The organism is Paraburkholderia sp. FW306-2-2C-D06C, assembly GCF_058781505.1.
Genome location: NZ_JBYSWU010000020.1, coordinates 59,642 through 73,685, shown reverse-complemented (window position 1 = coordinate 73,685; position 14,044 = coordinate 59,642). Strand labels below are relative to the sequence as shown.

Below are 14,044 nucleotides of genomic sequence, written 5' to 3'. Positions count from 1 at the left end.
GGTTTTACATGTTCGCGGAGCTTTCCGCCGAACAACTGCGCCCTGCCGCCTCGTGCGATTACACGGCGCGAACCTCGATTATCTTCGCTGCCTTCCCGGTGCGTTCAGCAAGGCGCGTGCGGTCTTTCACCGCACCGGCCAACTGACCGCAGGCAGCATCGATATCATCGCCGCGTGTTTTGCGCACCGTGGTGACGACGCCAGCGTTCATCAGCACTTGCGCAAACCGTTTGATCTGTTCCGGCTTCGAGCGGATGAGGCCCGATTCAGGGAACGGATTGAACGGAATCAGATTGAATTTGCAAGGTACGTCGCGCGTGACGGCCAGCAATTCGCGCGCTTGCGCTTCGCTGTCGTTCACGCCGTCGAGCATGCAATATTCAAACGTAATGAAATCGCGCGGCGCGACTTTCAGATAGCGCTGGCAAGCCGCCATCAATTCGCGCAGCGGGTACTTCTTGTTCAGCGGCACCAGCATGTCGCGCAGCGGGTCGCTGGGCGCATGCAGCGATACCGCGAGCGCCACCGGCAGATCGGCGCCGAGCCGGTCCATCATCGGCACCACGCCCGAGGTGGACAGCGTGACGCGCCGGCGCGACAGGCCGTACGCGTTGTCGTCGAGCATCAGGCGCATGGCGGGCACCACCGCGTCGTAATTCAGCAGCGGCTCGCCCATGCCCATCATCACGACGTTCGTGACGACGCGCTCGCCCTTGCCTTCGCCACCCGCAGCACGGCCGCCGGCCGCGCCAAGCGACGCGCGCAGCGCAAACTCGGCCATGCGCAACTGACCGATGATTTCGCCGGTGGTGAGATTGCGGGAGAAGCCCTGTTTGCCGGTCGAACAGAAGCGGCAGTTGACCGCGCATCCGGCTTGCGACGACACGCACAGCGTGCCGCGAGTTTCTTCGGGGATGAAGACGGTTTCGACCGCGTTGCTGTTACCGACGTCGATCAGCCACTTGCGTGTGCCGTCGGTAGAAATATGATCGCTGACGATGCCGGGCATCGAGATCGTGGCGCGCCCCTTGAGCTTTTCGCGCAAGGACTTCGCCAGATCGGTCATGCCGTCGAAGTCGGCAGCGTTGTACTGGTGAATCCAGCGCTGCAATTGCTTGGCGCGAAACGGCTTCTCACCCAGGCTGTCGCAGTAAGCGACAAGCCCTTGGGCGTCGAGGTCGAGAAGGTTGACGGAGGGACTGCTCGTCATATCGAATCCTGCCATTTCAGTGCGAGACTGCGTTCATGCAACAAGCTGCATGAACGCAATGCCGTTCGCGCTCATTCCTGCTGCTTTACCTTACTACTTTGCCTGGCGATTCGTGCGATTAATCAAATCGGCTGCACGAATCGCGCGAGGCATCAACCAGGCATCAACCCGGCTTAACCAGGCGTTAAACCGGCATCAACCGGCTATTAACGCGAGTAGACGTTCACTTGCGGGAAGAAGAATGCGACTTCGACAGCAGCCGTTTCAGCTGCGTCCGAACCGTGCACCGCGTTAGCGTCGATGCTGTCGGCGAAATCAGCACGGATCGTGCCCTTTTCCGCCTTCTTCGGGTCCGTTGCACCCATCAGGTCACGGTGCGTCAGGATCGCGCTTTCGCCTTCCAGCACTTGCACGACCACCGGGCCCGAGATCATGAATTCGACCAGGTCTTTGAAGAACGGACGTGCGGCGTGCACGGCGTAGAACTTCTCTGCGTCCGCGCGCGACAGGTGAACCATGCGCGAAGCAATGATCTTCAGACCAGCGTTTTCGAAGCGGCTGTAGATCTGACCGATCACGTTCTTTGCCACTGCGTCCGGCTTGATAATCGACAGGGTGCGTTCGATCGCCATAAAAACTCCAAAAAATTAAGAGGTTACAGATTTAAATGAATCCGCTATTGTAGCATGTTCCCGTGTATGATTGCGATTGAACCCTTACAGCACTGAAAGACTCCAAGCAGACGTGTCTGAATGCTGGTAGCGTAGGCCGGGTGGACATTTTCGGGGCATTGAAACTCCCTGCCTTCGCATCAATCTTAGGGATGGACACACTGCGACTGGCGGCCCCAATCCCGGCCGGCGCAGCACAACCACGACGCAACACGCTTCTGACGTAAGGAGAGACCATGAACGAACATCCGTACAGCTTTGGCCGCACTGGCGCGGTCAGCACGGTCGAAACGCGCAACCGCGTACTACGAAACACCTATTGGCTGCTCGCACTGTCCATGATTCCGACAGTGCTCGGCGCGTGGGTGGGCGTAGCAACCGGTTTCTCGCTGTTCGCCGCCACCAGTCCCGCCATGAGCATGCTGGCTTTCTTCGCGATCGCCTTCGGCTTCATGTTCGCCATCCAGAAAACCAAAGACAACGCAGCGGGTGTCTTCGTACTGCTCGGCTTCACGTTCTTCATGGGCCTGATGCTGTCGCGCATCCTGAGCTTCGTGCTCGGTTTTTCTAACGGCCCGTCGCTGATCATGCTCGCCTTCGGTGGCACTGGTGTGATCTTCGCGTCGATGGCAACGATCGCCACGGTCAGCAAGCGCGACTTCTCCGGCCTCGGCAAGTGGCTGCTCATGGGCGTGATCGTGCTGCTGCTGGCATCGGTGGCCAACGTGTTCCTGCATCTGCCGGCCTTGATGTTGACGGTCTCGGTGATGGCGATCGTGATCTTCTCGGCCTACATGCTGTTTGACGTGCAGCGGGTGGTGAACGGCGGCGAAACGAATTACATCACCGCCACGCTTGCAATCTATCTGGATCTGTACAACGTGTTCGTCAACCTGCTCGCGCTGCTCGGCATCTTCGGCGGCAACCGCAACTAAGGCTTGACCTCGAGGCGTGGCGCGGCAAGCACCCGCCTCAAAAAACGCCCATGACGATTGCTCGTCATGGGCGTTTTTCTTTGCGCGGCGTCGCGCCAGACATTACTCACGGCGTCAACAGCCAAACCCGGCGGCCTCAAGACTCAGAGACTCAGCCAGGCAAAGCCTTCATCCTGCGAAGCCACTACCACTTCGGTCGGCGCCGCACCCAGCACACCCGCCATCGCGGCTTGCGCCAGCTCCGGCAAGTTGTTCTGCTGACTCAGATGCGCAGCGACCAGATGGCGCAAGTGTGAACGGTCGAGCGAAGCCAGAATTTCAGCCGCCGCGTCGTTGTTCAGATGCCCATGATTGCCGCCGATGCGCGCCTTCAGCGACTGCGGATAGCGACTGCCCGCCAGCATCCGCACGTCGTGATTGCATTCGAGCACCAGCGCGTCGCAACCGCTCAGTACGGCACTGATATGCGGCGTCGAGGTGCCAACGTCGGTCAGCACGCCGAGCCGGCTTGCACCATTCGAGAGCACGTATTGCAGCGGCTCGCGGGCGTCGTGGGGAACGGTGTAAGGCAGGATGCTGAGGTCGCCGATCGCCACCGCTTCGTCGCCCCACAGCACCTGCAGGTCGACATCGGCTTCGTCGGCGCCCACCGCGCGGGCGGTGCCCCAGCTCATATACAGCGGAATCGACCACTTGCGCGCCAGCGTTAGCGCGCTGCCAATGTGGTCGCTGTGTTCATGCGTGATCAGAATGGCATCGAGGCCTTCGACGCCAGCGCCGAGCCGCGTCAGGCGCCGCTCGACTTCCTTGGCCGAAAAGCCGCAGTCCAGCAGCACGCGCGTGCTGGTCGCGCCGCTTTGCGCCTCCACCAGCAAGGCATTGCCTTCACTGCCGCTGCCGAGACTGGCGAACCGCACGGCCCGCTTAGTTCAGTTGCGCGTGCAGCAGCGACACGATGCGCTGCGCGTCGGACGAGTTATCCACCTGCCCGTTCGCGTCCAGCACCGCTACCTGCGTTACCGTGTCGCCCTTCGAGCGTACGTTGACGAGGAATTCCTGAGCCGGCTTCTTCGACGACGAATTGCCGCTATAGAACAGCTTGCCGAGGATCCCTTCCTTCTTCAGTTCCTGCATCGAATCTGCGTAGCGCACGTAGTAGATGCCCTTTGCGCGATCGCGGTTGTCCACGGTGAAGTTGGTGCGATCGAGCGCGAGACCCACGCGCAACCACGCGCGGTCGAACGATTCCTGCAGGTCAAGCGTCGATGCGCCCGCGCTCTGGTCGATCGTGGCCGGTGCGGTAGCCGGGCGTGCATCGGTCAACAACTGCTTCGACTGGGCTTCGGTCAGGCCGAACTTCTGCATCAGCTTGGTGAGGAACAGTGCTTCGAGCGCCGGATCGCGCGGACGCTCTTCCCAGCGCGACGACGTCTTGTCCTGGCCCGTCAGCATCTCTTCCATCGCGCTATGCGTGATCGAAATGTCGGTGGTGGCGGACGGCCCGCGCGACACCAGCGTGCGGAAGCTGTCGCGGATGCCCGACGAGTACGCGAAGTCGATCACCTTGCCGACGGTGCGGCGGAACCAGTCGTCCGGAATATTGGCACGGTTTTCAGCCCAGTCGGTCGTCATGATGCCGGTGGCCGGCGCGTCGGTTTTCAGCACGAAGCCGTTTTCCTGCCAGAACTCCTGCAGTTGCGACCACAGTTGTTCCGGCGAGCGCCCGTCGACCACCAGCCAGCGGCGATCGCCGTCGCGTTCGATGTGCATGCCGAGCGGGTCTTGCGCAGTCGGCTGGCCTTCGGTCGTGTTGCCGGCTGCCGTCACCGCACGCTGCGTCGCGCCACCCAGTGCGAGGTTGGCAGGCGGCGCAACGTAGCGCTGATCGGTCGGCGTGGTGGTCAGATCGCCCGGAACGGCCAGCGGCGGCGCGCTGCCCGCGCCCTTGTAGTTGACGCGGTCGGAAGCAAACCAGTCGTTCAGCGTGTCACAGCCGGCGAGCGTCGTGAGGGCAAGCGCCAGCGCCGCCATGCGGGTTGCGTGGAGGGAAAGTGCGGAACGTTTCATGAGGTCCTTCGTGATGCTGGAACGCGGTGCCTGGTTCAGTGTGCCGGGAACGTGGGCTGGATCGACGTCGGTTAAGGGAATGCCGGTGGGCAGTCTTTCTCGGGTTGGCGCTGGCGGGCGCTGCGGCTCTGAGTCCGCTTAGCCCAACAGGCCCGCTTCGCGCAGCGCGGCGCGCACCACTTCGTGGTACTGCGCGTCGAGCGGCGTGAGCGGCAGGCGGATCCCGCCCTGCACACGACCGAGTTGCTGCAACGCCCATTTCACCGGAATCGGGTTCGATTCGATGAACAGGTTCTTATGCAGCGACAGGAGTTTCAGGTGAATCTCACGCGCGGTCCTGGCGTCCGCGGCGAGCGCCGCCTTGCACAGCTCGCTCATGGCACGCGGCGCGACGTTCGCAGTGACCGAAATGTTGCCGTGACCACCGAGCAGCATCAGCGCGATCGCGGTCGGATCGTCGCCGCTGTAGATGCCGAAATGCGCGGGCGCCGACTTGATCAGATGCGCAGCGCGGTCGATGTTGCCGGTGGCTTCCTTCACGCCGACGATGCCCGGCACCTGCGCGCAACGCAGAATGGTTTCGTTGCTCATGTCCGCGACGGTGCGGCCCGGCACGTTGTACAGGATCACCGGCAGATCGACGGTTTCGGCGATCTTCGCGAAGTGGCGATAGATGCCTTCCTGAGTCGGCTTGTTGTAATACGGCACGACCTGCAGCGTGGCGTCCGCACCGACCTCTTTGGCCTGCTTCGTGAGCTCGATCGCTTCGGTGGTGGAGTTGCCGCCCGAGCCCGCGATCACCGGAATCCGGCCCGCCGTGTGCTCGACCGCGGTCTTGACCATCAGCACGTGTTCTTCGACCGACAACGTGGCCGATTCGCCGCTCGTGCCGACCACGACCAGCGCGTTCGTGCCCTCTGCGATGTGCCAGTCGATCAGTTTGCGAAACGCCGGCAGATCGAGGCTGCCGTCTTCAAGCATCGGGGTGATGATGGCAGGAATGCTGCCGCGAATCTGAACGCCGCCAGTGCTGCCGTGATTGCCGCTTTGGTTGCCGCTTTGGTTGCCGTTAGTCATGAAACGCCATGAATTTGATCAGGTAAACCGCGATTGTAGCGGATTAGCCAGCCAACTCGTAACAAGGCGGCAGTGCCGCCTCTGCAAGGTCGGCTGAGCGCTCCGCCCCCAGAATTGCGCAGATCCGCTGGACGTAAGCCGGGCGCGGCTGCGCGAGAAAACCGTCCTGAAAAGCGACCACGCGAAGGTGGCCGCGCACCACGTCGAGCAACTCGCCGGGTGCGAGCAAAAACGCCGGATTAGACGGTTTGCCGACCCTTTCGTTGCCTTGCGCAAAGGTCTCGTAAACCAGTACGCCGCCCGGCGCGAGCGAGCGTAAAAGCTGCGGGAAAAGTGGCCGATGCAGGTAGTTCGTGACCACGACCGCGGCGAATTTCGCACTGTCGGGCAAGGGCCACGCGGCGCCTTCGATATCCGCCGCGAGTGTGGTAATGAGCGGCTCGTCGCGCATCGTGTCGAGCGCGGCCGCGTCGCGGTCGAGGGCGGTTACCGGATGACCCAGCGACGCGAAAAACCGCGCATGCCGCCCCGCTCCCGACGCGACGTCGAGCACCGCGCCGCCCGCCGCGACCAGATGCGCCCAATGGCACACCCAGCGCGACGGTTCGCCGTTTCCGTGCGATGCAGTGTGCGGCGCGGCGACGCGAGTGCTCATCACGCAGACGTGCGCATCAGTTATACGACAGGCCCATCGCCTCGCGCACGTCGCGCATCGTTTCCGTGGCGAACTTGCGGGCTTTGTCGCAGCCGTCGGCAACGATCGCGCGCAACAGCGACGGATCGTCCATGTACTTCTGCGCGCGCTCGAGCATCGGCTGCTGTTCGCGCAGGATGCCTTCGATCACCGGCTGCTTGCACTCGAGGCAGCCGATCCCAGCCGAGCGGCAGCCCTTCTGCACCCATTCGTGCGTGGCTTCGTCCGTGTAGACCTGATGCAGCTGCCACACCGGGCACTTGTCCGGATCGCCCGGGTCGGTGCGGCGCACGCGCGCGGGGTCGGTCGGCATGGTGCGGACCTTCTTCGTGATCGTTTCCGCGTCTTCGCGCAGGCCGATCGTATTGCCGTACGACTTCGACATCTTCTGGCCATCGAGGCCCGGCATGCGCGACGCCTCCGTCAGCATAGCCTGCGGCTCGACCAGAATGATCTTGCGCGAACCTTCGAGGTAGCCGAACAGGCGCTCGCGATCGTTCATCGACAGGCTTTGCGACTCCTGCAGCATCGCGCGCGCCTGTTCGAGCGCTTCGTCGTCGCCCTCCTGCTGATAGGCGTTGCGCAGTTCGTGATAGAGCTTGGCGCGCTTGCCGCCGAGCTTCTTCGCCGCTTCATTGGCCTTTTCTTCGAAGCCTGGCTCGCGGCCGTACAAATAGTTGAAACGGCGCGCGATTTCACGCGTCATTTCGACGTGCGGCACCTGGTCTTCGCCGACCGGCACGAGCGAGCCGCGATACAGCAGAATGTCCGCCGCCATCAGCACCGGATAGCCGAGGAAGCCGTAGGTGGACAGATCCCTGTCCTTCAGCTTCTCCATCTGCTCCTTGTAGGTCGGCACGCGTTCGAGCCAGCCGAGCGGGGTGCTCATGCCGAGCAGCAACGCCAGTTCAGCATGCTCGGGCACCTTGCTCTGGATGAACAGCGTAGCCTGCGCCGGATCGATGCCGGAGGCGAGCCAGTCGATCAGCACGTCCCACACGTTCTTTTCGATCACTTCGGGCGTTTCATAGTGCGTCGTCAGCGCGTGCCAATCGACCACGCAGAAGAAACACGGGTATTCGGACTGCAGCCGCACCCAGTTTTTCAGCACGCCGTGGTAGTGGCCGAGGTGCAGCGACCCGGTGGGCCGCATGCCGGAGAAGATACGGTCTGGGAACATGGTTATTTAGAAAAGCGAAACAAGTGGAGTCAGAATTGCGGTGATCGCAGCGTAGCCGAGCGTAACGAGCGGGCTCAGCCAATAACGCGTCAGCGTGCCCGTCATCACCAGCGCCATCACGATGAAAAACCCGTACGGTTCGAGGCGCGACAGCGCGATCGATTGCCGCGGCGGCAACAGCGCCATCAGCACGCGGCCGCCGTCGAGCGGCGGCAACGGAAACAGGTTGAGCACGCCGAGCACGAGGTTCACGCCGACACCGGCCGCGGCCATGCGCGTGAGGAACGGTTCGTCGACGCTCAGCACAGCGAGCGCGACGCCGAACAGACCCCACACCAGCGCCTGCACGAAATTGCACAGCGGTCCGGCCGCCGCAACCCACAGACTGCCCCAGCGCGGATTGCGCAGATTGCCGAAGGCGACCGGCACGGGCTTCGCGTAACCGAACATGAACGCGCCGCCGGTCGCAAAGTACAGCAGCAAGGGAATCGCGATCGTGCCAAGCGGATCGATATGCCGCATCGGATTGAGGGAGACGCGGCCAAGCACGTACGCGGTATTGTCGCCGAGCCAGCGCGCAACGTAGCCATGCGCGGCTTCGTGCAGCGTGATCGCGAAAATCACCGGCAACGCGTATACCGCAATGGTCTGTATTAATGAAGAATCCATAACTCGTTATTGTAACAACGCGATGGCGTGCGTCTGTCCGCTTTCGCTTAAGCAGTCTCTTCGAGACCGAACGGCGCGAGAGAGCCGCGCCCTGCCCGCACCAGCACCGGCTCGGGGCCGGTCAGATCGATCACGGTGGATGGCTCGCACACGCACGCGCCGCCGTCGATCACCAGATCGAGCTGCTTTTCCAGGCGTGCGCGGATTTCTTCCGGGTCGTTCAGCGGCTGCGTTTCGCCCGGCATGATCAGCGTCGAGCCGAGCAGCGGCTGGCCGAGTTCTTCGAGAATCGCGAGGGTGATCGCGTGATCCGGCACCCGCAGCCCGATCGTCTTGCGCGATGGATGCGACAGGCGCCGCGGCACTTCCTTGGTGGCCTGCAGCACGAATACGTAAGGCCCTGGCGTCACCGACCTGATCAGCCGGTACTGGTGGTTATCCACCATCGCGAAGTTCGCCAGCTCCGACAGGTCGCGCACCAGCAGCGACAGCAATTGCTTCTCGTCGAGACCGCGAATCCGCCGCAGACGCTCGACCGCGTCCTTGTCGTCGAGATGACAGGCGAGCGCGTAGCTCGAATCGGTCGGCAACGCGACGACGCCGCCGTCGTTGATGATCTGCGCGGCCTGCTTGACGAGGCGCGGCTGCGGATTGTCCGGATGAAGCCGAAAGTATTGGGACATGATGACTAGCTGACTAACGGTCGTTACAGCGGGTCGCTACAGCGGGTCGCTACAGCGGAGGAATCGGACGGGCGCACGCGCTCGGGATGACGGCTGCTTCACGTGTCGTGCCGCCGTGGCACGGCGCGCGGTCACAGCCAGCGTTCCCAGACGGGCTTGAGATCGGAGGGCAGCGGCGGCAGCGTGCCGAGTTCGATGCGGCCCTCGCCGGGCGCGTGAAAATCCGAACCGCGTGACGCCTCGAAGCCGAACCGGCGCGCGACGTCCGCGTATTCGCGATATTGATCCGGCGTGTGGCTGCCCGTCACCACTTCGATCGCCTTGCCGCCCAGATCGATGAATTCGGCGAAAAACGCGTCGAATTCGACCGGCGTGTACGCATAACGGCCCGGATGCGCGATGATCGCCTCGCCGCCGGCTGTCCGGATCCAGCCGACCGCGTCAGCCAGTTTGGCCCAGCGATGCGGCACGTAGCCGGGCTTGCCGTCGCCGAGATAGCGGGTGAACACGTCTTGCGTGGAGCTCGCATACCCGCTTTCGACCATGAAGCGCGCGAAGTGCGTGCGCGAAATCATGTCCGGGTTGGAGACGTACTTCAGCGCGCCCTCGTAGGCATCCGGAATGCCGAGCGTGGCGAGCTGCTCGCCGATCGCTTCCGCACGCGCGGCGCGGCCGTCGCGCGTGCGCGCGAGGCCGTCGATCAACGCCGCATTGGTTGGATCGATACCGAGGCCGACGATGTGCACCGTGCGCGAAGCCCACGTCACCGAAATCTCCACGCCGCTCAGATAGCCCATGCCGAGCGCTTCAGCCGTGCTGCGCGCCTCGTGCTGGCCGCCGAGTTCGTCGTGGTCGGTCAATGCCCACAGCGTCACGCCGCCCGCGTGCGCGCGGCGCGCGACATCGGCCGGTGCGAACTGGCCGTCGGAGACGGTGGAGTGGCAGTGGAGGTCAGCGTTCATCTGTGTCTTGAAAAGGTTCTGCGGCCATTTTACTGCAACGCAGTAAGCGGACGCAGAGCTATCTCTCGCAGCCGACCTGATTCGCTGAAGTTTTTGTAAAAAGTTTTTGTAAAGAAATTACGCGCAAAACCCTTCGATCAAGGCGGCGATCTGCTCCGGCTGGTCGTGGTGCACCATGTGCCCCGCTTCGTCGATGATTTTCTCGCGCCAGTTCGGAAACGCCTGAAAGCGCGCCTTGAATTCGTCGAGCGGGATTTCGCCGGCGATCTGCGCGAGCGTCGGCGAGTTGACCGCCTCGACGTGCAGCACCTTCGCGCTCACTTTGCGCCACACGGCCATCACTTCGTCGAGCCGGTACAGCGTCGGCCCGCGCAGCTTGTGCGCCGGATCGGCGAGCAGCATGAAGCGCCCTTCTCCATCCGGCTTGGACCAATGCTGGGCAAGGAACTGCGCGCGCTGCGGCGCGAGCCGCGGATTGGTCTTGATCAGACGGCCGGCGACCTCGTCGAGCGACGCGTAGCGCTTCAGTTGCGGCGGATCGCGCAATTCGTCGAGCCAGTTGCGCAGGCGCCTGGGCGCTTGCGCCGAGTGCGACGGCGCGAGACCGAAGCCCTCCAGGTCGACCACGCGCCGCACCCGCTCCGGCCGCACGCCCGCATACAGGCAGACGATGTTCGCGCCCATGCTGTGGCCGACCAGATTGACTTCGCCGGTCGGCGCGTAGTGATCGAGCAGCGCGTCGAGATCGCCGAGATAGTCCGGAATCCAATAGTTGCCGCCGCCGCGCTCGGCCACCGGCCAGTCGGACAGGCCGAAACCGCGCATATCAGGCGCGATCACCTGCCAGTCGCCGCCCAATGCATCGACGACGAACTGGAACGACGCCGCCACGTCCATCCAGCCGTGCAGCATGAACAGCTTCGGCGCATCCGGATTGCCCCAGCGCCGCACGTGCAAACGGATGCCGCGCACGGCGATGAACTCAGACTGACAGGTATTCATGAACGACGCGCCCAAAAAAAGAATGGTCGTTCGATTATAACGAGATAGCCGGACGCCGCGCTTGGATGATATCTGGAAGAACGCCTCAGTCCGCGCCGGACTGCGCCCGGTCCAGACCGGCCAGAGCGACCAGTTCGGCGAGCTCGGCTTCGTCGAAACCAGCGTCGCGGCGCGCTTCGAAATTGAACGGACCGCGTAATTTCGGTGCGTGATACTGGGCGGCAAGGCGCGCATAGGTGACGTGCGGATCGAGGCCGGCCTGCTCGCACAGATAGCGGAACCAGCGATTGCCGATCAGCACGTGGCCGATTTCATCGCGCAGGATCACGTCGAGAATCGCCGCCGACGCGTGGTCGCCGGCCTGTTGCAGGCGGGCGCGGATCGGCGGCGAGGCGTCGAGGCCGCGCGCTTCCAGTGTGCGCGGCACCAGCGCCATGCGCGCGAGCACGTCGCCGCGGGTGCGTTCGCACATGTCCCACAGACCGTCGTGCGCCGGGAAGTCGCCGTAGGCGTGGCCGAATTCCGCGAGCCGCGCGACCAGCAGCGAGAAATGACGGGCCTCTTCGGCCGCCACTTTGAGCCAGTCGACGTAGAACGCGGCGGGCATGCCGGCAAAGCGCCAGACGGCGTCCAGCGCAAGGTTGATTGCGTTGAATTCGATGTGCGCAAGCGCGTGCAGCAAGACGGCCCGCCCTTGCGGCGATTGCATGCTGCGCCGCCCGAGCTTGCGCGGCTCGACCAGTTCGGGCCGCGCGGGACGGCCCGGCAGCCCGGAAGGCTCGTCGAGCTGGAGGTCTTCGGCGCATGCCTGGCTGCCGTCGAGCACGGCTGCATATAGCGCGCGAGCCGCGGCGGCCTTGCTCGCCGGGTCGATTTCGCGCAACGCGGCAAGCGCGCCGGTGCGCGCGCAGTTCCGCGCACAGTTCGACAGGGATGGAGCAAAGGAAGCGGATGGAACAGACGGAGCTGCGGAAATCATGGCAACCAGATCGGCAATTGGAACGGCAAAGCTTGTGGTAAAGGGCGAGGCAGCGCGTCGGACAGGCCGGCGGCAACGCCGGGCGGCCCAACCACACAAGCGTTTACAATACTCGATTCGACTATCGCGCGCGCCCATTGTGCTGGCCCGGCGGCAGGCCAACCGGTCCCGATCGGACGTTTCCGGCGGCCCCTGCGCCGGCCGGCCCGCGCCGCGACCGACCAACAGGAGACACCGTGACAATCTACAAGCTTGGCGAAGCAGCCCCGACCATCCATGAAAGCGTGTTCGTCGCGGATTCGGCGAACATCATCGGCAACGTGACGCTCGAGGAAAATTCGAGCGTCTGGTTCGGCGCGACGATTCGCGGCGACAACGAGCCGATCACCATCGGCGCCGGCAGCAACGTGCAGGAAAACGCCGTGCTGCACACCGACCCCGGCTTCCCGCTGACGGTCGAGCCGAACGTGACGATCGGCCACCAGGTCATGCTGCACGGCTGCACCATCAAGGAAGGCTCGCTGATCGGAATTCAGGCGGTGGTCTTGAATGGTGCGGTAATCGGCCGCAACTGTCTGGTCGGAGCGGGCGCCATCGTCACGGAAGGCAAAGTGTTTCCCGACAATTCGCTGATTCTCGGCGCGCCCGCCAAAGTCGTGCGCGAACTGACCGAGACGGACATCGCCAACATGCAGCGCGGCACGGCGAGCTACGCCGAACGCCGCGACTATTTCAAGGCGCAGCTCGTGCGCATCGGCTAACCAGCCGTAGCGCGCGGCGCGCGAGGCGCGGCATCAGGCTGCGCCATTCGATCGAGGAAAAGTTGTGAACGACCAGTTGCAAAAATTCATGTTCAGCGCGGCGCCGGTGCGCGGCGAGATCGTTTCGCTGCGCAATACCTGGCAGGAAGTGCTGACGCGCCGCGATTACCCGGCGCCGGTGCGCACGATTCTCGGCGAGATGATGGCGGCGTGCGCGCTGCTGTCGGCGAATCTCAAGTTCGACGGCACGCTCATCATGCAGATTTTCGGCGACGGCCCGGCCAAAATGCTGGTGGTGCAGTGCAGCTCCGACCTGTCGATGCGAGCGACCGCCAAGCTGTCCGGCGAAGCCGGCAATACGATCGGCGACGATGTCACCATGATCGAACTGGTGAACGCGAGCGGTCACGGCCGCTGCGTGATCACGCTCGATCCGCGCGACAAGAAGCCCGGCCAGCAGCCATATCAAAGTATCGTGCCGCTGTCGGGCGAGGATGGCCCGCTCAAATCGATGGCCGAAGTGCTCGAGCACTACATGCACCACTCGGAGCAGCTCGACACGCGTTTGTGGCTCGCGGCGAACACCGAGCGCGCAGTGGGCATGCTGCTGCAAAAACTGCCCGGCGACGGCGGCATCGTCCCGCATCCGGGCGATCTGGACGCGGATACGTGGGAGCGTGTCTGCACGCTCGGCGGCACCCTGTCGCAAGACGAACTGCTGAAGGAAGAGCCCGAAACGGTGTTCCGGCGCCTCTTCTGGCAGGAAAACGTCCAGCATTTCGAACCGGCCACGGCGCGCTTCGAATGCACGTGCTCGCGTGAAAAAGTCGGCGCCATGCTGAAGATGCTGGGCCGTGACGAAGTGGATGGCGTGATCGAAGAACGCGGCCACGTCGAGATCCATTGCGAATACTGTAACCAGCGGTATGAATTCGACCCGGTCGACGTGGCGCAACTTTTTGTCGCCAAGGCGCTCTCAGAAGGAGTGACGCCGGCTGCCGAGCGGCGGCATTGACCCGGCGGCGATACGCGGCTTGGCGGCGTCCACCTGCGATACCCGTATTACGGCAGTAAAATACCGCGCCGCCCGCTGCCTTTTCAGGGGCCGGGCGGCGCGGTATCTTTGATCATTGCGTTGGATCATTGGCGGTGTG

15 protein-coding genes are annotated in these 14,044 nt (G+C 63.5%); 3 read left to right on the top strand and 12 right to left on the bottom strand.

The genetic code is table 11. The annotated features are described in order from the left end of the window. Window positions 1-58 precede the first annotated feature (58 nt). On the bottom strand, window positions 59-1,210 hold the full coding sequence (gene rlmN, locus AC3WLT_RS17285) for a dual-specificity RNA methyltransferase RlmN (protein WP_492592916.1): 1,152 nt from the start codon (window positions 1,208-1,210) through the stop codon (window positions 59-61). Between the two features lie 206 nt (window positions 1,211-1,416). Then, window positions 1,417-1,842, bottom strand: a complete 426-nt coding sequence (gene ndk, locus AC3WLT_RS17280; RefSeq protein ID WP_492592915.1) for a nucleoside-diphosphate kinase — start codon at window positions 1,840-1,842, stop codon at window positions 1,417-1,419. 275 nt (window positions 1,843-2,117) lie between these two features. Between ndk and AC3WLT_RS17275 the strand changes: the two genes are divergently transcribed. Beyond that, window positions 2,118-2,816, top strand: a complete 699-nt coding sequence (locus AC3WLT_RS17275; RefSeq protein WP_492592914.1) for a Bax inhibitor-1/YccA family protein — start codon at window positions 2,118-2,120, stop codon at window positions 2,814-2,816. A 143-nt stretch (window positions 2,817-2,959) separates the two neighbouring features. Here AC3WLT_RS17275 and AC3WLT_RS17270 read toward each other — a convergent pair whose 3' ends face one another. The 10 genes from AC3WLT_RS17270 to AC3WLT_RS17225 all read right to left on the bottom strand — a co-directional run bounded on the left by AC3WLT_RS17270 (window position 2,960) and on the right by AC3WLT_RS17225 (window position 12,129). Then, window positions 2,960-3,733 carry an MBL fold metallo-hydrolase gene (locus AC3WLT_RS17270; protein WP_492592913.1) on the bottom strand — a complete coding sequence of 258 codons (774 nt, stop codon included), beginning with the start codon at window positions 3,731-3,733 and terminating at the stop codon, window positions 2,960-2,962. Window positions 3,734-3,740: 7 nt separating this feature from the next. Further along, window positions 3,741-4,883 (bottom strand): NlpB/DapX family lipoprotein, encoded by a 1,143-nt coding sequence (bamC, locus tag AC3WLT_RS17265; protein WP_492592912.1) that lies wholly within the window; start codon window positions 4,881-4,883, stop codon window positions 3,741-3,743. A gap of 138 nt (window positions 4,884-5,021) precedes the next feature. Next, a complete protein-coding gene (gene dapA / locus AC3WLT_RS17260; RefSeq protein WP_492592911.1) occupies window positions 5,022-5,960 on the bottom strand; it encodes a 4-hydroxy-tetrahydrodipicolinate synthase in 939 nt (312 codons plus the stop codon). Between the two features lie 43 nt (window positions 5,961-6,003). Beyond that, entirely contained in the window at window positions 6,004-6,615 is a 612-nt protein-coding gene (locus tag AC3WLT_RS17255) for a class I SAM-dependent methyltransferase (protein ID WP_492592910.1), read from the bottom strand. A gap of 16 nt (window positions 6,616-6,631) precedes the next feature. Beyond that, complete coding sequence (locus AC3WLT_RS17250) at window positions 6,632-7,834, bottom strand: tryptophan--tRNA ligase (RefSeq protein ID WP_492592909.1); 1,203 nt, start codon at window positions 7,832-7,834, stop codon at window positions 6,632-6,634. A 6-nt stretch (window positions 7,835-7,840) separates the two neighbouring features. After that, complete coding sequence (locus tag AC3WLT_RS17245) at window positions 7,841-8,503, bottom strand: site-2 protease family protein (RefSeq protein ID WP_492592908.1); 663 nt, start codon at window positions 8,501-8,503, stop codon at window positions 7,841-7,843. A 47-nt stretch (window positions 8,504-8,550) separates the two neighbouring features. After that, complete coding sequence (locus tag AC3WLT_RS17240) at window positions 8,551-9,186, bottom strand: L-threonylcarbamoyladenylate synthase (RefSeq protein WP_492592907.1); 636 nt, start codon at window positions 9,184-9,186, stop codon at window positions 8,551-8,553. A 131-nt stretch (window positions 9,187-9,317) separates the two neighbouring features. Beyond that, window positions 9,318-10,148 carry a 3',5'-nucleoside bisphosphate phosphatase gene (locus AC3WLT_RS17235; protein WP_492592906.1) on the bottom strand — a complete coding sequence of 277 codons (831 nt, stop codon included), beginning with the start codon at window positions 10,146-10,148 and terminating at the stop codon, window positions 9,318-9,320. A gap of 117 nt (window positions 10,149-10,265) precedes the next feature. Continuing rightward, window positions 10,266-11,150, bottom strand: a complete 885-nt coding sequence (locus tag AC3WLT_RS17230) for an alpha/beta fold hydrolase (protein ID WP_492592905.1) — start codon at window positions 11,148-11,150, stop codon at window positions 10,266-10,268. Between the two features lie 85 nt (window positions 11,151-11,235). Then, window positions 11,236-12,129, bottom strand: coding sequence for a ferritin-like domain-containing protein (locus AC3WLT_RS17225; RefSeq protein ID WP_492592904.1), 894 nt, complete (start codon window positions 12,127-12,129; stop codon window positions 11,236-11,238). Between the two features lie 236 nt (window positions 12,130-12,365). Between AC3WLT_RS17225 and AC3WLT_RS17220 the strand changes: the two genes are divergently transcribed. Together AC3WLT_RS17220 and hslO are read left to right on the top strand one after the other, a co-directional pair. Then, window positions 12,366-12,890 carry a gamma carbonic anhydrase family protein gene (locus AC3WLT_RS17220; RefSeq protein ID WP_492592903.1) on the top strand — a complete coding sequence of 175 codons (525 nt, stop codon included), beginning with the start codon at window positions 12,366-12,368 and terminating at the stop codon, window positions 12,888-12,890. 64 nt (window positions 12,891-12,954) lie between these two features. Next, the gene (hslO, locus tag AC3WLT_RS17215; RefSeq protein ID WP_492592902.1) at window positions 12,955-13,905 is read left to right on the top strand and encodes an Hsp33 family molecular chaperone HslO; all 951 of its coding nucleotides are present in this window, start codon (window positions 12,955-12,957) and stop codon (window positions 13,903-13,905) included. Window positions 13,906-14,044 lie beyond the last annotated feature (139 nt).

Bases quoted from the DNA above. Each gene is read 5' to 3' on its own strand.
- rlmN (WP_492592916.1), bottom strand. From the start codon at position 1,210: ATGACGAGCAGTCCCTCCGTCAACCTTCTCGACCTCGACGCCCAAGGG.
- ndk (WP_492592915.1), bottom strand. From the start codon at position 1,842: ATGGCGATCGAACGCACCCTGTCGATTATCAAGCCGGACGCAGTGGCA.
- AC3WLT_RS17275 (WP_492592914.1), top strand. From the start codon at position 2,118: ATGAACGAACATCCGTACAGCTTTGGCCGCACTGGCGCGGTCAGCACG.
- bamC (WP_492592912.1), bottom strand. From the start codon at position 4,883: ATGAAACGTTCCGCACTTTCCCTCCACGCAACCCGCATGGCGGCGCTG.
- dapA (WP_492592911.1), bottom strand. From the start codon at position 5,960: ATGACTAACGGCAACCAAAGCGGCAACCAAAGCGGCAATCACGGCAGC.
- AC3WLT_RS17255 (WP_492592910.1), bottom strand. From the start codon at position 6,615: ATGAGCACTCGCGTCGCCGCGCCGCACACTGCATCGCACGGAAACGGC.
- AC3WLT_RS17250 (WP_492592909.1), bottom strand. From the start codon at position 7,834: ATGTTCCCAGACCGTATCTTCTCCGGCATGCGGCCCACCGGGTCGCTG.
- AC3WLT_RS17245 (WP_492592908.1), bottom strand. From the start codon at position 8,503: ATGGATTCTTCATTAATACAGACCATTGCGGTATACGCGTTGCCGGTG.
- AC3WLT_RS17240 (WP_492592907.1), bottom strand. From the start codon at position 9,186: ATGTCCCAATACTTTCGGCTTCATCCGGACAATCCGCAGCCGCGCCTC.
- AC3WLT_RS17235 (WP_492592906.1), bottom strand. From the start codon at position 10,148: ATGAACGCTGACCTCCACTGCCACTCCACCGTCTCCGACGGCCAGTTC.
- AC3WLT_RS17230 (WP_492592905.1), bottom strand. From the start codon at position 11,150: ATGAATACCTGTCAGTCTGAGTTCATCGCCGTGCGCGGCATCCGTTTG.
- AC3WLT_RS17225 (WP_492592904.1), bottom strand. From the start codon at position 12,129: ATGATTTCCGCAGCTCCGTCTGTTCCATCCGCTTCCTTTGCTCCATCC.